General features: G+C 53.6%; 28 protein-coding genes. 25 read left to right on the forward strand and 3 right to left on the reverse strand.

What is annotated here, in order from left to right:
- Positions 1–48: 48 nt before the first annotated feature.
- From Q4A85_RS02765 to Q4A85_RS02830, 14 genes are all read left to right on the forward strand, one after another.
- Positions 49–855 (forward strand): ABC transporter ATP-binding protein, encoded by an 807-nt coding sequence (locus Q4A85_RS02765; protein ID WP_303107636.1) that lies wholly within the window; start codon positions 49–51, stop codon positions 853–855.
- A 147-nt stretch (positions 856–1,002) separates the two neighbouring features.
- Positions 1,003–1,158: a hypothetical protein gene (locus Q4A85_RS02770; RefSeq protein WP_303107637.1), complete on the forward strand. Its 156-nt coding sequence runs from the start codon at positions 1,003–1,005 to the stop codon at positions 1,156–1,158.
- Positions 1,159–1,283: 125 nt separating this feature from the next.
- Complete coding sequence (locus Q4A85_RS02775; protein ID WP_303107638.1) at positions 1,284–2,009, forward strand: hypothetical protein; 726 nt, start codon at positions 1,284–1,286, stop codon at positions 2,007–2,009.
- Positions 2,010–2,025: 16 nt separating this feature from the next.
- Positions 2,026–2,799 (forward strand): lipid asymmetry maintenance ABC transporter permease subunit MlaE, encoded by a 774-nt coding sequence (gene mlaE / locus Q4A85_RS02780; RefSeq protein ID WP_303107639.1) that lies wholly within the window; start codon positions 2,026–2,028, stop codon positions 2,797–2,799.
- A gap of 75 nt (positions 2,800–2,874) precedes the next feature.
- Positions 2,875–3,285, forward strand: coding sequence for a hypothetical protein (locus Q4A85_RS02785; RefSeq protein WP_303107640.1), 411 nt, complete (start codon positions 2,875–2,877; stop codon positions 3,283–3,285).
- A gap of 49 nt (positions 3,286–3,334) precedes the next feature.
- Positions 3,335–3,832 (forward strand): outer membrane lipid asymmetry maintenance protein MlaD, encoded by a 498-nt coding sequence (mlaD, locus tag Q4A85_RS02790; RefSeq protein ID WP_303107641.1) that lies wholly within the window; start codon positions 3,335–3,337, stop codon positions 3,830–3,832.
- Between the two features lie 151 nt (positions 3,833–3,983).
- Complete coding sequence (locus Q4A85_RS02795; RefSeq protein WP_303107642.1) at positions 3,984–4,598, forward strand: phospholipid-binding protein MlaC; 615 nt, start codon at positions 3,984–3,986, stop codon at positions 4,596–4,598.
- Positions 4,598–4,879: a lipid asymmetry maintenance protein MlaB gene (locus tag Q4A85_RS02800; RefSeq protein WP_303107643.1), complete on the forward strand. Its 282-nt coding sequence runs from the start codon at positions 4,598–4,600 to the stop codon at positions 4,877–4,879. The genes Q4A85_RS02795 and Q4A85_RS02800 overlap by 1 nt, the downstream gene beginning before the upstream one ends.
- The gene (locus Q4A85_RS02805) at positions 4,864–5,667 is read left to right on the forward strand and encodes a VacJ family lipoprotein (RefSeq protein ID WP_303107644.1); all 804 of its coding nucleotides are present in this window, start codon (positions 4,864–4,866) and stop codon (positions 5,665–5,667) included. Before Q4A85_RS02800 ends, Q4A85_RS02805 begins: the two co-directional genes overlap by 16 nt.
- 5 nt (positions 5,668–5,672) lie before the next feature.
- The gene (locus tag Q4A85_RS02810) at positions 5,673–6,035 is read left to right on the forward strand and encodes a VacJ (protein ID WP_303107645.1); all 363 of its coding nucleotides are present in this window, start codon (positions 5,673–5,675) and stop codon (positions 6,033–6,035) included.
- Positions 6,036–6,181: 146 nt separating this feature from the next.
- Positions 6,182–6,574 carry a thioesterase family protein gene (locus Q4A85_RS02815; RefSeq protein WP_303107646.1) on the forward strand — a complete coding sequence of 131 codons (393 nt, stop codon included), beginning with the start codon at positions 6,182–6,184 and terminating at the stop codon, positions 6,572–6,574.
- On the forward strand, positions 6,571–7,077 hold the full coding sequence (locus Q4A85_RS02820; RefSeq protein WP_303107647.1) for a TlpA disulfide reductase family protein: 507 nt from the start codon (positions 6,571–6,573) through the stop codon (positions 7,075–7,077). Before Q4A85_RS02815 ends, Q4A85_RS02820 begins: the two co-directional genes overlap by 4 nt.
- A gap of 406 nt (positions 7,078–7,483) precedes the next feature.
- The gene (locus Q4A85_RS02825; RefSeq protein ID WP_303107648.1) at positions 7,484–7,954 is read left to right on the forward strand and encodes a hemerythrin domain-containing protein; all 471 of its coding nucleotides are present in this window, start codon (positions 7,484–7,486) and stop codon (positions 7,952–7,954) included.
- Between the two features lie 170 nt (positions 7,955–8,124).
- A complete protein-coding gene (locus Q4A85_RS02830) occupies positions 8,125–8,391 on the forward strand; it encodes a hypothetical protein (protein ID WP_303107649.1) in 267 nt (88 codons plus the stop codon).
- A gap of 72 nt (positions 8,392–8,463) precedes the next feature.
- Here the strand turns inward: Q4A85_RS02830 and Q4A85_RS02835 are convergent, their stop codons facing one another.
- Both Q4A85_RS02835 and Q4A85_RS02840 read right to left on the reverse strand, forming a co-directional pair.
- Entirely contained in the window at positions 8,464–10,455 is a 1,992-nt protein-coding gene (locus tag Q4A85_RS02835; RefSeq protein WP_303107650.1) for a site-specific recombinase, read from the reverse strand.
- A 40-nt stretch (positions 10,456–10,495) separates the two neighbouring features.
- On the reverse strand, positions 10,496–10,651 hold the full coding sequence (locus tag Q4A85_RS02840) for a hypothetical protein (RefSeq protein ID WP_303107651.1): 156 nt from the start codon (positions 10,649–10,651) through the stop codon (positions 10,496–10,498).
- A 116-nt stretch (positions 10,652–10,767) separates the two neighbouring features.
- Between Q4A85_RS02840 and Q4A85_RS02845 the strand changes: the two genes are divergently transcribed.
- From Q4A85_RS02845 to Q4A85_RS02855, 3 genes are all read left to right on the forward strand, one after another.
- A complete protein-coding gene (locus tag Q4A85_RS02845) occupies positions 10,768–11,487 on the forward strand; it encodes a bacteriohemerythrin (protein ID WP_303107652.1) in 720 nt (239 codons plus the stop codon).
- 43 nt (positions 11,488–11,530) lie between these two features.
- The gene (locus Q4A85_RS02850) at positions 11,531–11,935 is read left to right on the forward strand and encodes a bacteriohemerythrin (RefSeq protein WP_303107653.1); all 405 of its coding nucleotides are present in this window, start codon (positions 11,531–11,533) and stop codon (positions 11,933–11,935) included.
- 69 nt (positions 11,936–12,004) lie between these two features.
- A complete protein-coding gene (locus tag Q4A85_RS02855) occupies positions 12,005–12,418 on the forward strand; it encodes a GFA family protein (protein WP_303107654.1) in 414 nt (137 codons plus the stop codon).
- Here the strand turns inward: Q4A85_RS02855 and Q4A85_RS02860 are convergent.
- The gene (locus Q4A85_RS02860; RefSeq protein ID WP_303107655.1) at positions 12,392–12,523 is read right to left on the reverse strand and encodes a hypothetical protein; all 132 of its coding nucleotides are present in this window, start codon (positions 12,521–12,523) and stop codon (positions 12,392–12,394) included. The two genes, Q4A85_RS02855 and Q4A85_RS02860, sit on opposite strands and share 27 nt — an antisense overlap.
- A 268-nt stretch (positions 12,524–12,791) precedes the next feature.
- Here Q4A85_RS02860 and ndhC point away from each other — a divergent pair, with 268 nt between their 5' ends.
- The 8 genes from ndhC to Q4A85_RS02900 all read left to right on the forward strand — a co-directional run bounded on the left by ndhC (position 12,792) and on the right by Q4A85_RS02900 (position 17,772).
- On the forward strand, positions 12,792–13,160 hold the full coding sequence (gene ndhC / locus Q4A85_RS02865; RefSeq protein ID WP_303107656.1) for an NADH-quinone oxidoreductase subunit A: 369 nt from the start codon (positions 12,792–12,794) through the stop codon (positions 13,158–13,160).
- Positions 13,151–13,630 carry an NADH-quinone oxidoreductase subunit B family protein gene (locus Q4A85_RS02870; protein WP_303107657.1) on the forward strand — a complete coding sequence of 160 codons (480 nt, stop codon included), beginning with the start codon at positions 13,151–13,153 and terminating at the stop codon, positions 13,628–13,630. Before ndhC ends, Q4A85_RS02870 begins: the two co-directional genes overlap by 10 nt.
- Before the next feature lie 72 nt (positions 13,631–13,702).
- Entirely contained in the window at positions 13,703–14,098 is a 396-nt protein-coding gene (locus tag Q4A85_RS02875) for a GNAT family N-acetyltransferase (protein ID WP_303107658.1), read from the forward strand.
- A 38-nt stretch (positions 14,099–14,136) separates the two neighbouring features.
- Positions 14,137–14,889, forward strand: a complete 753-nt coding sequence (locus Q4A85_RS02880; protein ID WP_303107659.1) for an alpha/beta fold hydrolase — start codon at positions 14,137–14,139, stop codon at positions 14,887–14,889.
- 36 nt (positions 14,890–14,925) lie between these two features.
- Positions 14,926–15,513, forward strand: coding sequence for an NADH-quinone oxidoreductase subunit C (locus Q4A85_RS02885; protein ID WP_303107660.1), 588 nt, complete (start codon positions 14,926–14,928; stop codon positions 15,511–15,513).
- Entirely contained in the window at positions 15,506–16,762 is a 1,257-nt protein-coding gene (gene nuoD / locus Q4A85_RS02890) for an NADH dehydrogenase (quinone) subunit D (RefSeq protein WP_303107661.1), read from the forward strand. The genes Q4A85_RS02885 and nuoD overlap by 8 nt, the downstream gene beginning before the upstream one ends.
- Before the next feature lie 70 nt (positions 16,763–16,832).
- Positions 16,833–17,306: an NADH-quinone oxidoreductase subunit NuoE gene (gene nuoE, locus Q4A85_RS02895; protein ID WP_303107662.1), complete on the forward strand. Its 474-nt coding sequence runs from the start codon at positions 16,833–16,835 to the stop codon at positions 17,304–17,306.
- Between the two features lie 97 nt (positions 17,307–17,403).
- Positions 17,404–17,772, forward strand: a complete 369-nt coding sequence (locus Q4A85_RS02900) for a hypothetical protein (protein ID WP_303107663.1) — start codon at positions 17,404–17,406, stop codon at positions 17,770–17,772.
- Positions 17,773–17,806 lie beyond the last annotated feature (34 nt).

Here is a 17,806-nt window from a genome sequence, read left to right on the forward strand (position 1 = left end):
CTTTCAAAGCACATACAATCGCCTTTTTCTGATGGCTTACTCCAAACTATGAGCGTCCCTTTTATAGAATTTCAAAACGTTGCTTTTGCCTATGGCGAGCGTCCGATTTTGCAGAACGTGCGTTTTGCGGTGGAACAAGGGCGATTTGCCGCGATTATGGGCGGTTCGGGCAGCGGCAAAACCACGCTGATGCGCTTGATTACAGGGCAACTGCGCCCCAGCGCGGGCAAAATTTTGCTCAACGGGCGCGATTTGGGCGCGTTTTCGGCGCACGATTTAAACGAGCATCGCCGCCGCATGGGCGTGCTGTTTCAGCAGGGCGCGTTGTTTACCGATTTGAATGTGTTTGATAATTTGGCGTTTCCGATGCGCGAGCTCACGCGGCTGCCTGAAAGTGTGATACGCGATTTGGTGTTGCTGAAATTGCACGCGGTGGGTTTGCGCGGCGTGGAAAAGCTGATGCCTGCGGAGCTATCGGGCGGCATGGCGCGGCGCGTGGCTCTGGCGCGAACCATTGCGTTAGACCCCGAATTGATGCTGTTTGACGAGCCGTTCACCGGGCTAGACCCAATTTCGCTGGGCGTGATTGCGCATTTAATTCATCGGGTTACCAAATCGCTGCGTTCCACCAGCATCATGGTTACGCACGATGTGGGGCATTCGTTGAACTTGGTTGACCAAATTATTTTCTTGGCGCACGGCGAAATTGTGTTTTCAGGCAGCCCTGCCGAGATGGAAAACAGCGATTCGGATTGGGTGCGGCAGTTTGTGCGTGGCGAACCCAATGGGCCGGTGGCGTTTCGCTATCCCGCGCCAACCAGTTTGCAGCAAGATTTGTGGGCGACGAAATCTTGAAAAAGTACCCACGCGTTTTCAGGCTGCCTTATTCGTTTTAGGCAGCCTGAAACCGAATTTTAAGAAAGGCAAACCATGCCGGCTGCGCTGTATCACGAATGGCAAAGCTATCCGACCATTCTCAATTTTGCCGACTAATGCGCGTTGATGCGGCGGTTGCGGCAAGTGCCGTTAGCCGAAATCCAGCAGCAGCCTGCGCTGTTTGCGGCGGTGTTGCAGCATATTCAAATTTCGCATCAGGATAACGGGATGTTTGAGTTGGGCGATGCGGATGCGCCGATGTTTGCCGAATTTGTGGCGTGAGTGGATGGGTTATTGGTGTATAATCTTGATTTTTCACAATATACTGATGGCTTGGCGGTGCGCTTTGCTATGATGGGCTGATTAAGCCGTTTCAGGCTGCCTGAACCATTGAAAGGAGTACGACCATGAACCTAATCAAGCATCAAATCCAAAACGAAGAGCGCGAGCTGGAATGGACGCTGAACTACAACGCCCCCGATGCGGGCACGCTGGCGTGGTTTTTGTATCCCATCACGCTGTTTAAAACCGAAATGCGCCTGCCCAATGCGGCGTTTGCGCTGGCGATGGTGTTGAGCTTGTTGCTGTTTACATGGCAGCCTTGGGTGAGCCTGATTTTAATCGCTGCGTTTGGCGGCTTGTGGTATGTGTCGTATCAAGACGAGATGGGCACAGGCGTGTCGCTTAATTTGTATGACAACGAGTGCTACATTGAAAACGGCAGAGAAATGCAAGCGATTGAATTAAAAGGCTGCAAATTTATCGTAAACAGCGTAGGCAAGGGCGCGGAATTGGTGGCAAAAGACCGCGATGGCAGCGCGCAAACCATTTTGCGCACGCCGTCCACCGAAGAAGACGAAGTAGAAATTATGAAACGCTTGGCGCGATACATTGAACATTGCCTTGCCACGCCCGCCGAGTATCCGACCGAATCTTCGGGGCACACCATTATTGTGAACGAGCCATCATTCCAACCCAATGGGCAGCCTGAAAACGCTGCTGCCGACCCTTTCAACGAGCCTGTGTTTGGCAACGCCGAAGGCAATGAAAATAACCCCGCCGCCGCCGACCCCTTTGCCTACGGGCGGCAAACCACAGCGGCAGACGATGAAGAGCCGTTGGAGTTTAAATAAGGCAGCCTGAAAACCCATGAACATCATCCAATCCACAGGTGCGAAAACCCTAGCTTTCATTCAAACGCTGGGCGCAAACGCTTTATTTCTGCTCAAAATCCTGCTGCTGTTGCCGCAAACTTTGCTGCGCGCGCGGCTTACTATTCGCCAGATGTATTTTTCGGGCGTGTTGTCCGTGTTGATTATTGCCGTGTCGGGGCTGTTTGTCGGCATGGTGATTGGCTTGCAGGGCTACACGCAGTTGGCGAAGTTTAAATCGGCAGACGTGCTGGGCTTTATGGTGGCGGCTTCGCTGCTGCGTGAGCTTGGGCCTGTGCTGGCGGCGATTTTGTTTGCCAGCAGCGCGGGCGGCGCGATGACCAGCGAAATCGGGCTGATGAAAACCACCGAGCAGCTTGAAGCGATGGATGTGATGGCGGTAAACCCCGTTGCCCGCGTGGTTGCGCCGCGCTTTTGGGCGGGCGTGGTTTCCATGCCATTGCTGGCGTGTATTTTCAACGTGGCGGGCATTTACGGCGGCTATTTGGTGGGCGTGCAATGGCTGGGGCTGGACGCGGGCGTGTTTTGGTCCAATATGCAGAACAATATTGATTGGTCGTATGACGTGTTCAACGGCTTAACCAAATCGCTGATTTTCGGCTCGGCGGTCGCGCTGATTGCCGTGTATCAAGGCTTTCATTGCACGCCCACAGCGGAAGGCATTTTGCGGGCGAGCACGCGCACGGTGGTGTCGTCCGCGCTTACGGTGCTGGCGTTGGATTTTATTTTGACGGCGTTTATGTTTACTTAGGCAGCCTGAAATGAAAAAATCCCCTACAAAAGCATCATCGCCATTTGGATTGGGTGCGGATTGTGCAGCCAGCCCATGTTTGGTTTTCTGATGATTTTCCCCGCTATATTTGCGCTGCTGTGGTGGTTTATCCAAGCGGTGCGCGTGTATCGGCAGCCTGAAAACTGGCAGCGGCACAAAATCATCGGCGCGGCATGGTTGATTGGGCTGGCGGTATGCGGCGCGATAAATGCCTATTATGTGTACACCGCCGAACAAGCTATGCGCCAAGTTGCCGCCGATGTGGAACGCTACCACACGCAGCATGGCAAATATCCCGATAAGCTCGCCGACACAGGCACGCCAGTTAAACAAGATATGCTGCACGCCAGCTACGGCAAAACAGGGCAAGCCGAGCAAGTGTATTTGGTGTACAAAGTCCCCTATATTATTTACGACTATTACCGCTATGATTTCCAAAGTAAACAATGGGAATACGGCGACTAAACCATCCAAACGCAGCCCATTTTCAGGCTGCCTTAACCAAGGATAATCCATGAAAAAAGCCATCCTAGAATTTTGGGCCGGACTATTTGTATTACTCGGCTTTGCCGCGCTGGGCATACTCGCCTTTCGCGTTGCCAGCGGCGGTAACAGCTTTGGCAAGCCCATCGCCACCTACACCGTTTACGCCCAGTTTGACGACATAGGCAGCCTGAAAGTGCAAGCACCGATTAAATCCGCAGGCGTGCTGGTGGGGCGCGTGAGCGATATTCAGCTAGACCCGCAAACCTTCCAAGCCAAAGTGAGCATGCAAATTGAGCAAAAATACGCATACAGCGTGGATGCCAACGCCGCCATTTTGACTTCAGGCTTGCTGGGCGAGCAATACATCGGCTTAACCCAAGGCGGCGAAGAAGAAAAATTGAAAAACGGCGACACCCTTTCCATGACCACGTCCGCGCTGGTGTTGGAAAACCTGATTAACAAATTTGTCAGCAGCTTTATGAACAAAGACAGCCAAAGCACACCCGCCGCGTCTAGCACCGAATAAGAACCTATGGTTTAAGGCAGCCTGAAAAGAATAAGGCAGCCTGAAAAGCTGTTTTACACTTTCGCGCATTGCCACGCGAACCCACAATCCGCTAAACTTCGCGCCCCAAAAAACCGTGGCACAAACCCATCCCATCCAGAAAGGATACAACATGAAAAAATCCCCCCTGCTCGCCGCCCTTGCCATCAGCGCGTTAAGCATCAACCTAGCCATCGCCGCGCCGCAAGATGCGTCTAACCAAATCAAAGAAAACTCCACGCAAATGCTTAAAATCTTGAAGCAAGCCAACGGCAAAAACGACACCGCCGTGCGCAAGCAAGCCGAAAACTACGCCTTGCCCTATTTTGACTTCAACCTGATGACGCGCCTATCCGTGGGCGCACCGTGGAACAAAGCCACCGCCGCGCAAAAACAAACATTGGTCAACGAGTTTCGCACCATGCTGATTCGCACCTATTCGCGCCAAATGTTGAACTACAAAAACGCGCAAGTGGTGGTGAAAAACGTCGTAGCCAAGCCCAGCAGTATGCTGCCGAGCAAAGAACAAATTGACGTGCGAGCCACCATCACCAACCCCGGCCAGCAGCCCGTGGAAGCCGTGTTCAGCACCTATCAAGACGGCAATAAATACAAAGTGTTCAACGTGGTGTTTGAAGGCGCGTTTGCCCTTGTACAAAGCCAAAAACAGCAATTCAAACCCATTTTGGACAGCAAAGGCATAGACGGCTTAATCGCCGATTTAAAAGCCAAAAACGGCAGCAAATAATGCAAAGCGAAATCCGCGATAACACGGTGTATGTGCAGGGCGAAGTGAGCGTGCAAACGGTGAACCAAGCCGCGCTTGCCCAGTTTGCGCAGCAATGCAGGCAGCCTGAAATCCACGCCATTGATTTAAGCCAAATCAGCCGCGCCGATTCTGCTTGCTTATCGTTGTTGCTCACCGCCTTGCGCCAAAAAGCACAAGGCAGCCTGAAAATACACAATCTGCCCCCCAGCGTGCGCGATTTGGCGCAACTTTACGAGATAGAAGAATGGGTAACCGCCTGAAAATTGGAGCGGCGTGTTTACTGCTCGCCATCAGCATCCACGCCCAAGCAGATGGCACGCCCGACCCCTACGAACGCTACAACCGCGCCATGTTTAAATTCAACGACAAGGTGGACAGCTATGTGTTCACGCCTGTGGCGCGGGGCTATCGCAAAGTAACGCCCAAGCCCGTGCGCACCGCCGTGGGCAATTTTTTCAACAATCTGCGCGATGTGAAAAGCATGGGCAACAACATTTTGCGCGGACACATTGGCAAGGCAGGCGGCGATTTGATGCGCGTGGCGGTGAACACCACCTTTGGCATCGGTGGGCTGATTGACATTGCCAGCGCGGCGAATATGCCCAACCACAAAACCACGTTTGGCGACACGCTGGCTTCTTGGGGCTGGAAAAAAAGCAATTATTTTGTGATGCCGCTGTTTGGCCCGAGCACCGTGCGCGACACGTTGGGCGAAGGCGTGAGTATGGCGTACACGCCGCAGGGCGCAATCATCCACGACCGCGCCGCCAATTATTCGCTCACAGGGTTGAGTGCCGTTAGCACCCGCGAAAAACTGCTGGATACCACCGACACGCTCAACGAAATGGCGTTAGACAAATACGTTGCCACCCGCGATGCCTATATGGCGTTGCGCAACAAGCAGCTGGGCAACGCGCCCGCCGTTGAACCCGAAGATGGCTTGGTTGACCCCGAGGCCGCCGCCCGCACGCCCAACAACGAGCCGCAAATTGCCCTGCCCGAAGCGCAAAGGCAGCCTGAAAACCCCATCACCCCCGCGCAGGAGTAAGCATTATGTATGAAGTGAACCGCAGCGTATTCATCGTTATCCCCAACGAGCCTTTTTGGAACTGGCTCAACAGCTTGCCCGATAGCGATTTATCCAACATCACGCTGGAAGATTTGCAAGACGATGCCAATTCTTATTTGGTGGATGCTTGCGACAACGCCGACGCGCTGTGGGACGAAATTGAAAACCGCGTGGAAGAAATTTTTGCCGCCGAGCTGAGCGATTGGTGCGAAGACGAAAGCCTATGGCCCGATTTGCACCCCGATATTTTCCGCGAATGGTTTGACATTGAGCTATCCAGCATCGTAACCGATTTGAGCAGCGAACCCTTGCAACGCGAAGCGTTTAACGCGATTGAGTTTCAATGATGCGCGGATGGTTTTCAGGCTGCCTATTTCAGGCTGCCTGACGTTGTTCATATCAAGCGGCGGATGTTTCTATCCGCCTGTTTATTGCTTTCGCGACGCCCATTAAGGCAGCCTGAAAACAATAAACGCCGTCATCCCTAACCAAAATGCCCTACACCCAAGAAATCCTAAACTACCACCTAGACGGCTACGCCCATGTCAACAACGCCCGCTACCTTGAATTTTTAGAAGCCGCGCGTTGGCATTATTTCAAGCAACGGATGCCGCTGGGCAGCCTGCAACAAGCCCAGCTCGTTGTCGCCCGCATGGACATCCGCTATCGCTGCGCCGCCAAACTCGGCGACATTCTGCGCATCCACAGCCAGCTTACCCAAGCCCAATCGCGCCAATTCACCATTGAGCAGCGCATCCTGTTTGCCGACAGCGAGCAGCTTTGCGTGCAAGCCGAAGTAACGCTGATGCCCACCGACAGCCACGGGCGCGTTTTCAGGCTGCCTGAACCGCTGCTCACCGCCTTTCAACAACTCACATCATCATGAAAAAACTCATCGCCATCGCCGCCGCCGTTGCCATGATTGGGCTGGCTGCGTTTACTCTGTTTGGCGCGCCCGCCCATCCCGCGCCCAGCTTCCAGCTTACCAATCTGCACAACCAAACCATCAGCAACCAAAACTTGCACGGCAAAGTAACGCTCATCAATTTTTGGTTTCCCACCTGCCCTGGTTGCGTGAGCGAAATGCCCAAGCTCATCAAAATGGCGCACGATTATCAGGGCAAAGATTTCCAAATTCTCGGCATCGCCGAGCCCACGTCCAACCCCGCCGATAGCCTAGATGGCGTAAAAAACTATGTGGCAAAACAAGGTATTGTGTTTAACGTGATGTTTGATGCTGACAAAGCCGTTGCCAAAAAATTCCTGAAAACCGAGCTTTACCCCACCAGCGTGTTGATTAACAAACAAGGCGAAGTGCTGAAAACCTTTGTGGGCGAGCCCGATTTTGCCGCGCTGTATCAAACGGTGGATGCCGAAATGGCGAAATAGAGCAGGGCGATGCAACACCGTTTCAGGCTGCCTGTTGGGTGGCAAGCGCAGTAGACAGCCTGCGTAGCGAAGCGGAGTTGCGAAGCTAAGAACCTGTATTCATTATTTACATAGACAGATTTTATGAAATAAAAGCGCGGATACAAGGCAAAAAGCACAGCAAGGTTGGACACCTTGCGAGCATTTTTAACGTGGTAGCCGCGTTTTTAGGGCATAAAAGATGGCTATGAAAATAGTGAATACAGGTTCTAAAACCCATTCACCCCACAGGCGTAACCACACGCCTTTTTTTGCGCCCAGCTTTTGCCTTTTTGCTTAAACTTTCCTAAAATATGCAACTTTCAAAAGCAGCCTGAAACGCCATTTGGCGCGGCTAACACAATAATCAATATTAAAGGACACCACCATGACCGACCTATCACTTTGGCAATCCGCCAGCCTACCCAACACCGTTGACCACGTTTTAGAACGCTACCACGCCACGCATCGCCGCCAGCTTGCCGATGCCACCCAGCTTGCCGAAAAAGTTGCCGCACGGCATGAAAACTTCCCCGCGCAGTTGGTGGATTTAATCCAAGCCATTGAAGCCGAACTCAGCAGCCACATGATGAAAGAAGAACGGATGCTGTTCCCCATGATAAAAAACGGCATGGGACGCAACGCAGGCATGCCCATCCGCGTGATGATGATGGAACACGAAGAACACGAAGCCGCGCTGGCGCAACTGCTGCAAACCACCGATAATTTCACCGCCCCCGCCGAAGCGTGCAGCAGCTGGCAACAGCTTTATGCTGACTTAAAAACCTTCGCCGACGATTTGAACGACCACATCGCGCTGGAAAACACCATTTTGTTCCCCCGCGCGTTGAATGAGTAAACCCGCGATGCAAAGGCAGCCTGAAAACGGGATTTTGCGTTTTCAGACTGCCTTTCAATCAATTTACCAAAACTAAAAAGGTTATCCGTGGAAAGGGGAATCAGTGTTACTTCTAAAAAAATGAAAACACATACAGAATTGAACGCCATACTGGTAATAAAGTTATGCGATTGCAATTAAAAATTGCCTCCGAACCCTGCACGCCTAAAATTAACATACTAACGCAGCCTGAAAATGAAGAAGTTAATCTTCATGCAGATGAAATTCCGTTTTATGTGGAAGATGGTGTTAATGGGATATATGAGCAATTTCAAAGAAGATTTTATATTGCTGAAATTTCATTTCATCCATCTGATAGGCCACCTGCAAGTTGGTATGCTTATCTTACTTTTAAGTTATTGGAATTTGTTATGCAGCAAGAAACAAAGGCAAGTTAGCATCTAACGAAAGGCAGCCTGAAAACGCTATTTCCCATTTTCAGGCTGCCTTTCTATCGCCATCCCCGCACCCTAATGCCCCTGCTCACCCGCATCGGCAGGCAAATCTTTGGGGTAAAACAAATTCATCGGCTGCGCGCGAATTTGTTGCCATGCGCTTTGGAAAATGCCCAGCCAGCTGTCAATCTTGGCTTCGCGCGAGCGCAACGCCACCCACAGGGTGAGCATAAAGCTCACAATCAGGTTCACCACGCCAATCAGCAGCACAAAAAACACGCTTTGGATAAACACCCACAGCCCTTCATGCCCTGCGATGGCGGCGTAGCCAATATTGGCGGACGAAAAGGCAACGTGGCGAATATCCAGCGGCAGCCCCAGCGCGTGTCCCACAAAGCCTGTCATGCCCAGCAGCATCCCAAAGCATACGTTCCCCATCAGGCTGCCGTAGTTTTTGTGCAGATAATCGGCAACTTTGCCGCGCAGTTTTTCAGGCAGCAGCCGTTTGAGCACGGGATGTTGGCGCAGGCGCATCCGCAGGTTAAGGTAGTCGCAGCGGTTGTCAAAAAAGCCCGAAATAATGCCCGAGCAAAACAGCCACACGCCTGCAATCGCGGCATACCAGAGCGTTGCGCCCCAAGGGTTCACCGAATGGATTTGATACGCGACTTCGGCTTCGGTGAGAATGGGCACGCCTTGGGTGAAGCGGTAAACCAGCGCAATCAGCATGGCGAGCGTCATGGCAACCACCACGTTGCCCGCCACCGCTGCCACTTGCGAGCGCACCACGTCTATCAATAGATGGGCGAGTTTTTGATTAACCGCGTGCCCCGATTCGCTGCGTTCTACGGCGGCGGCAAAGCGCGACGCGGTCATGGCGGGTTGTTTGGTGGCAACGGTGAAGTGCAACACGAAAATCAGCGCGAAGCCCAAGCCGTAGTTCAAGCCTGCTGCCAAGCCGTAGGCAAAGGGGTTGCTGATGTGCCGCCCCACATACACAATTTTGAACAACGCCATCAGCGCAATCAACACGCCGCCGCCCGCTGCCGACCACACCATGCCCATGTATTCTTTTTTGCTGCGCGTGATGTAATGCTCGCCGTGGTCGCTGGTGTTTTGCGTGATGCTGCGGGCAAGCATGCTCACGCTGCGTTTCCATAGGCGCGAGATGTTGTGTTGTTCCGCGCTGGCGCAGGCGAGCGTGCCTGTGAGCGTGAGTAGGTTGCCGAGCTTGGGTTTTTCGTCTTCAAAGGTGGTGAGCAGCAGCACGATGCGGTTAAACGTTTGGTCTAGCCGTTCCAGCAGATGCGCCACGTCCATGGATGCGCCCGCGCCTGTGCCAGTGCCGAGTTTGCGCAGTTTTTCCACTTTGTCGCGGCATTGTTGCAGCATCACTTGCAAATGGCTGTCGTCAAAGGCTTGGTGTTGAATGTGCGCCGCCAGCCAAGAATGGGTTTCGCGCTTAAACGCGACAAACGATGAATCGCGGTCAAGCAATTTGCGGTCTAGCCGCACCAAATCGGGTTCTAGGGCTTCGGCGGCAATCCAAATAGACAACATTTCAATGGCGTGAAAACCTTCCCAGCGCACATAACGGCGCAGCGTGTCGCGCTGGTTGTTGGGTGTTTTTTGCCAAATCAGATGGAAAAGATGCAGCCATGTTTGCGGACGAATTTCGCGCAGCCAACGGGCATCGCGCGGATTAACCAGCAGCAGGGCGAATACATCGCGCAGGTCGTTGGGGTCTTTGTAGGCGGGGTTGAAGTGTTCGTATAGCTGCGCAATCAGCTCGCCGCGAAAGCCCTTGCGCGAAAAAATCCCCGCGCTAATCAGCAAGGGATACAGCCGCAAGCTGCCCAGCCATTTTGCCAACAGCTCGGCGGTTTTGGCGCATAGCTCGGGGTCTTGTTGCAGCGTGGTAATCAGCAAGTTCACACGGCTTTCGGCGCGCTTGCCTTTGCGCTGGCGCAGCCAAATCGCCAAGCCTTGCAGCAAGGCGAACGCATCGTTTTGGGCGACTTGTTGGGCGATAAATTCGGCAAGGGTGTGGTCTTTGGGGGCAATCATGGTAACTCCATAGGCAGCCTGAAAACGGGTAAACGGCTTTTCAGGCTGCCTTTAATGTGCGTTTTTGTAAAGATGGGGGATTATAGCATTTGGCGTTTTCAGGCTGCCTTATTGGGCGGTTAATAGGCTGCCTGAAAACGGGATTTGCGCCATCAAACGCTGTTTCAGGCTGCATCATGTTTACAATAAAACACACGCCGCCTGCCATCCGCATAATTCATTAACATAGCTTTACTGTCTATGTTTATAATACGGCATCAACACGACCACGCATCTACCAAAAACGAGAAAGCAAGAGAAGGAAATTCGCAGATGGCAATCGTAGAATGGACCCCCGATTTAAACACAGGCATCCCCGATATTGATGAGCAGCACCAACAAATGCTGCATCATATCAACGATTTCTATGAAGCGGCGAACGCCAAAGACAAAAACCGCATGTCAATCGTTTTGTTTGACCTGATTAACAGCACCCTTGCCCACTTCCAATACGAAGAAGCACTGATGGAACAAGCCAAATACCCCCTGCTTGAACCCCATCGCCGCGTGCACAAAAACTTTATTGATAAGCTCATGGCGTTGCACGAAAAACTGCAAACCATGGAAACCACAGACGACATCGCCGTGCTGCTGATTGACAGCCTAGACGGCTGGCTGTTCCGCCACATTCGCATCAACGACAAAGGCTACACCAACAGCGTAAATGAATCAGGCGTGTACCAAGCCATGCACGAAAACATGGTCGCCGCCCGCGCCGCGCAAATGCAAGAGTATGGCGAAGTGGCCGAGCCAGAACCTGCGCCACAACCCGCTCAGCAGCCCGCGCCACGCCCTGCGCCGCAAGCGCAGCCAGCCCCCGTGCAGCCCAAGCCCGCGCCAAAACCCGAACCCAAACCTGCGCCCGCTGTGCCGCCCAAACCCGAACCTAAACCCGAGCCCGCCGCACCCAAAGCCGAACCCACCGCACCTAAACACAACGAACCCGAAGACGACGAACCACGCGGCTGGGCAAGCGGCAACTGGAAATTCTAAAAAAAATTACACAATACTACAACGCCAAAAAAAGGACACAATCATGGCTTACGTTTACTGGACACACGACCTAGAAACAGGCTTTCCCGACATTGACGAGCAACATCGCCACCTTGTTGAATGCCTTGATGCGCTGTATGCCGCCCAAGAAAAAGGCGACCGCGCCGAAGTGGGCAAAGTGCTGGAAGAGTTGATTTTCTACACCGCCGACCATTTCGCCTACGAAGAGCGCATGCTGGAAGACGCGCACTATCGCCTTGTTGAGCAACACAAAAAAGTGCATCTGAACTTTGTGAACAAAGTGCTGGAATTTCAAAAACGCTTTGATGCAGGCGAAGACGTTGCCCAAGATATGCTGCAACTACTGGAAGGCTGGCTGTTCCGCCACATCCGCATCAACGACATGGGCTTTGTGGAAGACGTGAAAAAAGCGCAAGCTGCTCAATAGGCAGCCTGAAAACTAAATTTCAACAATAATGGCAATAATTACTCAACCGCAACAGAAGGAAATCCAACCATGAAAGCACAATGCCAATGCGGCTGCGTAACCCTTGAAGTCAGCCATAACCACCAAGTTCACGCTTGCCATTGTGGCAAATGTCGCCAACGCGCAGGCGGCGCATCGTTTGTTGTAACAGCCGAAAGCCAGCCACACATCAGCGGCGGCGAACACATCGGCAGCTATCGTTCATCCGATTGGGCGGAGCGCACTTTTTGCAAACAATGCGGCACACAGCTTTATTTCCACCTGCTGCCTGAAAGCGGTATGGACGCATGGTATGTGAACGCTGGCTTGTTTGCCGACAATGCCGATTTTGCCTTGACGCTGCAAATGTTTGTTGATTGCCAAGCCCCGTATTACCACTTGGCAGACGACACGCCCAAGCTCACGGAGCATCAGTTTTTAGAAATGGTGGGCGCGGCGGAGTAAGGCAGCCTGAAAACATACCCCACGCTGCAACCACATAATAGGCAGCCTGAAAACGAGTGATACCGTTTTCAGGCTGCCTTTATTGTTTCGGGATGGTGTAAACATCGTTTCAGGCTGCCTTACCCGCATAACAGCAGCCTGAAAACCCTGCGCCCCGCTTTCAGGCTGCCTCTGCTCTCATCGCAAACACCCCGCCCAATCCATCATCTTGACCATCTCTTAACACAAACCACCCGCAAATAAGAATGACTATCAAGAACGCATTGAAAATACGGAACTTTTACAAATATTCCTTTCGTTTGCAACTTTTAAACATCATCAAAATTCGTTAAAATGCGCCACCATTTTTACTGCGGAATATTAAGGTCGCACCATGTTAGCCAACTATTTTCCCATACTCATTTTTGCCATCATCGGCATCATTGCGGGCATCGTCTTTATCGGACTCGGCACGCTGCTCGGCCCCAAACGCCACTACGCCGAAAAAGACACCCCCTTTGAATGCGGCTTTGAAGCCTTTGAAAACGCGCGCATGAAATTTGACGTGCGCTATTATCTGGTCGCCATCCTGTTTATTTTGTTCGACCTCGAAGTCGCCTTCATGGTGCCCTGGGCAGTGGTGTATAAAGACCTGATGGCCGACACGGGCGCGTATGCGTTCTGGTCGATGCTGGTGTTCATCGTCGTGCTGACGGTGGGCTTTGTTTACGAATGGAAAAAAGGTGCGCTCGAATGGGAATAGAAGGCGTTTTGAACAAAGGCTTCGTAACCGCCAGCGCGGATACGGTGTTGAACTATGTCCGCACGGGCTCGCTTTGGCCGGTTACTTTCGGCTTGGCATGCTGCGCGGTGGAAATGATGCACGCCGGTATGGCGCGCTACGACCTTGACCGCTTCGGCATCATCTTCCGCCCGTCCCCCCGTCAGGCCGATTTGATGATTGTGGCCGGCACGCTCACCAACAAAATGGCGCCCGCCCTGCGCCGCGTGTACGACCAAATGGCCGAGCCGCGCTGGGTGCTGTCGATGGGTTCGTGCGCCAACGGCGGCGGCTATTACCACTATTCCTATTCCGTGGTGCGCGGCGCAGACCGCGTCGTGCCGGTGGACGTGTACGTGCCCGGCTGCCCGCCGACCGCCGAAGCCCTGCTGTACGGCCTTATCCAGCTTCAAGGCAAAATTAAACGCACCTGCACGATTGAGCGGAATTAGGATGCAGGCTGCTTTTGGAACGATGGCAGCCTGAAGCCGAAAAAGCAGCCTGCACATCATAAGGAAAGCAAAATGGCCATTACCTACGACCAACGCCGCCCCGAAATCGACGACATCATCGCCATTTACCAAAGCAGCGGCATCAAACGCCCCATTCAGGATACCGACCGCATCCGCCAGATGTACCGCCACGCCAATCTCGTCATCACCGCGTGGGACGGCGAAAAACCCGTCGGCATTGCCCGCGCGCTGACCGATTTCAGCTACTGCTGCTATCTTTCAGATTTGGCCGTGCGCGCCGAATACCAGCACCAAGGCATCGGCAAACGCCTGATTGGCGAAGTGAAGCAGGCAGTCGGTGAACAAAGCATGCTGCTCCTGCTTTCCGCGCCCGCCGCCATGGACTATTACCCGAAAATAGGCATGGAGACCGTGTCCAACGGCTTTATGATTAAGCGGACGGAATAACAGGAGCATTTCAGGCAGCCTGAAACCAAGGAAAATCCATGCAGTCCAAAATCATCGAATATCAAGGTGCGCTGCTGCACTACCAAATCGGCGGCAAGGAAATAGCTCCCGTTATCGTATTGCTGCACGGCGGTTTCGGTTCGATTGCCGACTTTTCCCCGCTGTTGCCACGTTTGCAGCAACACTACCACGTGATTGCGATAGATACGCGCGGGCATGGACGCCCCACGCTCGGCACAGCCGCACTGACCTATGCCCAAGCCGCCGATGATGTGTGCCAAATCCTGCGGCATGAAGGCGTGGAAAAATACAGCCTGTTCGGATTCAGCGACGGAGGAATAACTGCCTACCGATTAGGCGCGGAAGACAAAAATATCGAAAAAATCATTACCGTGGGTGCGGAGTGGCACAAAAAGCACTTGAGTGGTGTTCGCCCGATGTTTGAAGCGGTAAACAGTGATTTTGTAAAAGAAAATCTGCCCGAACAGCTTGCCGCTTATCAGGCGGCCAATCCCGAGCCTGATGCGGATAAATGGGCGGCAGCATTGAAAGCCATGTGGCTGGACGAGGGCGCGAGCGGTTATCCCAACGAAAACATCCGCCAAATTCAAGCTCCCGTGCTGGCGGTGCGCGGAGAAGCCGATTTCCTGCTTGCCTTTGACGACTGGGCCGAACTGAAAACCGAATTGCCCGATGTGCATTTGATGAGCGTGCCGTTTGCCGCGCACGAAGCCGTGAAAGAGCAGCCTGAAATCGTATGGGCGGCCGTGCAGGCATTTCAGGCAGCCTGAAACCCCAAAAAACAAAACCCCAACCAGGAACGTACCATGCACGTTTTAGACCTAAAAGCAGCCTGCACCCGCATACTGGGCGGCAAGGCGGACAACATTATCCTTGCATTCGGCGAACTCACCGTCGAATGCCGTTCCGAGCACTATCTCGACATCATGCAGACCCTGCGCGACCATGCCGAGCTGCATTTTGAAACGCTGATTGACCTGTGCGGCGTGGATTACAGCACCTACAAAAACCAAGAATGGCACGGCAAACGCTTCGCCGTGGTCAGCCAACTGTTGTCCGTGCGGAACAACCAGCGCGTGCGCGTGCGCGTGTGGGCGGACGACGACAGCTTCCCCATCGTCCACACCGTTACCCACCTGTATAACGGCGCAGACTGGTACGAGCGCGAAGCCTTCGATATGTACGGCATTATCTTCAACGAACACCCCGATTTGCGCCGCATCCTGACCGACTACGGTTTTGTCGGCCACCCGTTCCGCAAAGACTTCCCCGTGTCCGGCCATGTGGAAATGCGTTATGACGAAACCGAAAAACGCGTTATTTATCAACCCGTAACCATTGAGCCGCGCGAAATCACGCCGCGCGTTGTCCGCGAGGAGAACTACGGTGGCTAAACTCAGAAACTACACCATCAACTTCGGTCCGCAGCACCCCGCCGCCCACGGCGTATTGCGCATGATTTTGGAATTGGACGGCGAACAAATCGTCCGCGCCGACCCGCATATCGGCCTGTTGCACCGCGGCACGGAAAAACTGGCCGAAACCAAAACCTACCTGCAAGCCCTGCCGTATATGGACCGTTTGGACTACGTTTCCATGATGGTGAACGAGCAGGCCTACTGCCTTGCCGTGGAAAAACTGCTCGGATTGGAAATCCCTATCCGCGCCAAATACATCCGTACCATGTTCGCCGAAGTAACGCGCATTCTGAACCACCTGATGGGTGTCGGTTCGCACGCCTTGGATATCGGCGCGATGACTGCGATTCTGTATGCCTTCCGCGACCGCGAAGAACTGATGGATTTGTACGAAGCCGTGTCCGGCGCACGCATGCACGCCGCGTATTTCCGCATCGGCGGCGTGTACCGCGACCTGCCCGACTTCATGCCGAAATACGAAAAAAGCAAATTCCGCAGCGCGAAAGTGTTGAAAGAACTCAATGCTTCCCGCGAAGGCACCATGCTCGACTTTATCGATGCCTTCTGCGAACGCTTCCCCAAAAACATCGACACGCTGGAAACTCTGCTCACCGACAACCGCATTTGGAAACAGCGTACGGTCGGCATCGGCGTGGTTTCCCCTGAGCGCGCGCTGCAAAAAGGCTTCACCGGCGTGATGCTGCGCGGTTCCGGCGTGGAATGGGACGTGCGTAAAAAACAACCGTATGAAGTGTACGACCAAATTGATTTTGACATCCCCGTCGGCGTGAACGGCGACTGCTACGACCGCTATCTCTGCCGCATGGCGGAAATGCGCCAGTCCGTCTGTATCATCAAACAATGCGCCGACTGGCTGCGTGCAAACCCCGGCCTGCCCGTGATTACCGACAACCACAAAGTCGCCCCACCCAAACGCACCGAAATGAAACAGGGCATGGAAGACCTGATTCACCATTTCAAACTGTTTACCGAAGGTATGCACGTGCCCGAAGGCGAAACCTACACCGCCGTGGAACACCCCAAAGGCGAATTCGGCGTGTACATCATTTCGGACGGCGCGAACAAGCCCTACCGCCTGAAAATCCGCGCCCCCGGCTTTGCCCACCTGCAAGGCATGGACGAAATGGCGCGCGGCCACCTGCTCGCCGACGTGGTGGCGATTATCGGCACGCAGGATATCGTATTCGGGGAAGTGGACCGATAAGCCGCAAAAAGCAGCCTGCACTTTTCAGGCTGCCTGAAACCCGCCCCATCATTTTATCGAGAACAAAACCATGTTATCCGCACAATCGTTGCAACAAATCGACACCGAACTGGCCAAATATCCCGCCGACCAACGCCGCAGCGCCATTATGGGCGCGTTGCGCATCGCCCAAACCGAGCTTGGCTACCTTGCGCCCGAAACCATCGAATATGTAGCGCAATATGTCGGCATTCCGCCCATCGCAGCGTATGAAGTCGCCACGTTCTACAATATGTACGACCTCAAACCCGTGGGCAAATACAAACTCACCGTCTGCACCAACCTTCCCTGCGCCCTGCGCGGCGGCGTGGATGCGGGCGAATACCTGAAACAAAAGCTCGGTATCGACTACGGCGAAACCACCGCGAACGGCAAATTCACGCTGGTGGAAGGCGAGTGCATGGGCGCGTGCGGCGATGCCCCCGTGATGCTGCTGAACAACCACACCATGTGCAGCTATATGGATGCGGAAGCGATTGACAAGAAACTGGCAGAGTTGGAGTGAATGTTCGGGCAGCCTGAAAAGCAGCCTGCACCCCCAAACCCTTCTCTCTGCGGGAAAGGCCGATTCGTACGGCCGCAGAAAATTTTAAAGATTAAACATGGCGTCTTGCCGCCATACCCACGCTTTCAGGCAGCCTGAAAGCCAAAGGCGGCATCCTGTGCCGAAAGCCAAACCGCCAGAAAACAAAACCATGCCCGGTAAAACCGCACTATTGCTTGTCGCATTCCTGTCGGCCACCCATGCGGCTGCCGAAATCGTGCAGACCGAATACGATATCCGCCGCCGTTGCAGCGAACGTCATTTTGCCCAAGCCGAAGTTCGGGATTGTGTCCGTCGTGCCGCTGAAACCAGTGCGGCAAACCTGCGGCAGGCACAACGGCAGGCCGCCGCCAAAATCCGCGCGTGGAACGAAGACCGCCGCCATGTCCTCGCCGCACAGCAAAAATTAAGGGGCTGTCCTAGATAACTCAGGAAATTCACATTAAGTTAGAATTTCCCCT

It is taken from the genome of Kingella sp. (in: b-proteobacteria), from assembly GCF_030527935.1.
In the GTDB taxonomy this organism is placed as follows: Bacteria; Pseudomonadota; Gammaproteobacteria; order Burkholderiales; family Neisseriaceae; genus Kingella_B.

Excerpts from the sequence above, each read along its gene's own strand:
- Q4A85_RS02765 (WP_303107636.1), top strand. The coding sequence starts at position 49 with ATGAGCGTCCCTTTTATAGAATTTCAAAACGTTGCTTTTGCCTATGGC.
- Q4A85_RS02770 (WP_303107637.1), top strand. The coding sequence starts at position 1,003 with ATGCGGCGGTTGCGGCAAGTGCCGTTAGCCGAAATCCAGCAGCAGCCT.
- Q4A85_RS02775 (WP_303107638.1), top strand. The coding sequence starts at position 1,284 with ATGAACCTAATCAAGCATCAAATCCAAAACGAAGAGCGCGAGCTGGAA.
- mlaE (WP_303107639.1), top strand. The coding sequence starts at position 2,026 with ATGAACATCATCCAATCCACAGGTGCGAAAACCCTAGCTTTCATTCAA.
- Q4A85_RS02785 (WP_303107640.1), top strand. The coding sequence starts at position 2,875 with ATGTTTGGTTTTCTGATGATTTTCCCCGCTATATTTGCGCTGCTGTGG.
- mlaD (WP_303107641.1), top strand. The coding sequence starts at position 3,335 with ATGAAAAAAGCCATCCTAGAATTTTGGGCCGGACTATTTGTATTACTC.
- Q4A85_RS02795 (WP_303107642.1), top strand. The coding sequence starts at position 3,984 with ATGAAAAAATCCCCCCTGCTCGCCGCCCTTGCCATCAGCGCGTTAAGC.
- Q4A85_RS02800 (WP_303107643.1), top strand. The coding sequence starts at position 4,598 with ATGCAAAGCGAAATCCGCGATAACACGGTGTATGTGCAGGGCGAAGTG.
- Q4A85_RS02805 (WP_303107644.1), top strand. The coding sequence starts at position 4,864 with ATGGGTAACCGCCTGAAAATTGGAGCGGCGTGTTTACTGCTCGCCATC.
- Q4A85_RS02810 (WP_303107645.1), top strand. The coding sequence starts at position 5,673 with ATGTATGAAGTGAACCGCAGCGTATTCATCGTTATCCCCAACGAGCCT.
- Q4A85_RS02815 (WP_303107646.1), top strand. The coding sequence starts at position 6,182 with ATGCCCTACACCCAAGAAATCCTAAACTACCACCTAGACGGCTACGCC.
- Q4A85_RS02820 (WP_303107647.1), top strand. The coding sequence starts at position 6,571 with ATGAAAAAACTCATCGCCATCGCCGCCGCCGTTGCCATGATTGGGCTG.
- Q4A85_RS02825 (WP_303107648.1), top strand. The coding sequence starts at position 7,484 with ATGACCGACCTATCACTTTGGCAATCCGCCAGCCTACCCAACACCGTT.
- Q4A85_RS02835 (WP_303107650.1), bottom strand. The coding sequence starts at position 10,455 with ATGATTGCCCCCAAAGACCACACCCTTGCCGAATTTATCGCCCAACAA.
- Q4A85_RS02845 (WP_303107652.1), top strand. The coding sequence starts at position 10,768 with ATGGCAATCGTAGAATGGACCCCCGATTTAAACACAGGCATCCCCGAT.
- Q4A85_RS02850 (WP_303107653.1), top strand. The coding sequence starts at position 11,531 with ATGGCTTACGTTTACTGGACACACGACCTAGAAACAGGCTTTCCCGAC.
- Q4A85_RS02855 (WP_303107654.1), top strand. The coding sequence starts at position 12,005 with ATGAAAGCACAATGCCAATGCGGCTGCGTAACCCTTGAAGTCAGCCAT.
- Q4A85_RS02860 (WP_303107655.1), bottom strand. The coding sequence starts at position 12,523 with ATGTTTACACCATCCCGAAACAATAAAGGCAGCCTGAAAACGGTATCA.
- ndhC (WP_303107656.1), top strand. The coding sequence starts at position 12,792 with ATGTTAGCCAACTATTTTCCCATACTCATTTTTGCCATCATCGGCATC.
- Q4A85_RS02870 (WP_303107657.1), top strand. The coding sequence starts at position 13,151 with ATGGGAATAGAAGGCGTTTTGAACAAAGGCTTCGTAACCGCCAGCGCG.
- Q4A85_RS02875 (WP_303107658.1), top strand. The coding sequence starts at position 13,703 with ATGGCCATTACCTACGACCAACGCCGCCCCGAAATCGACGACATCATC.
- Q4A85_RS02880 (WP_303107659.1), top strand. The coding sequence starts at position 14,137 with ATGCAGTCCAAAATCATCGAATATCAAGGTGCGCTGCTGCACTACCAA.
- Q4A85_RS02885 (WP_303107660.1), top strand. The coding sequence starts at position 14,926 with ATGCACGTTTTAGACCTAAAAGCAGCCTGCACCCGCATACTGGGCGGC.
- nuoE (WP_303107662.1), top strand. The coding sequence starts at position 16,833 with ATGTTATCCGCACAATCGTTGCAACAAATCGACACCGAACTGGCCAAA.
- Q4A85_RS02900 (WP_303107663.1), top strand. The coding sequence starts at position 17,404 with ATGGCGTCTTGCCGCCATACCCACGCTTTCAGGCAGCCTGAAAGCCAA.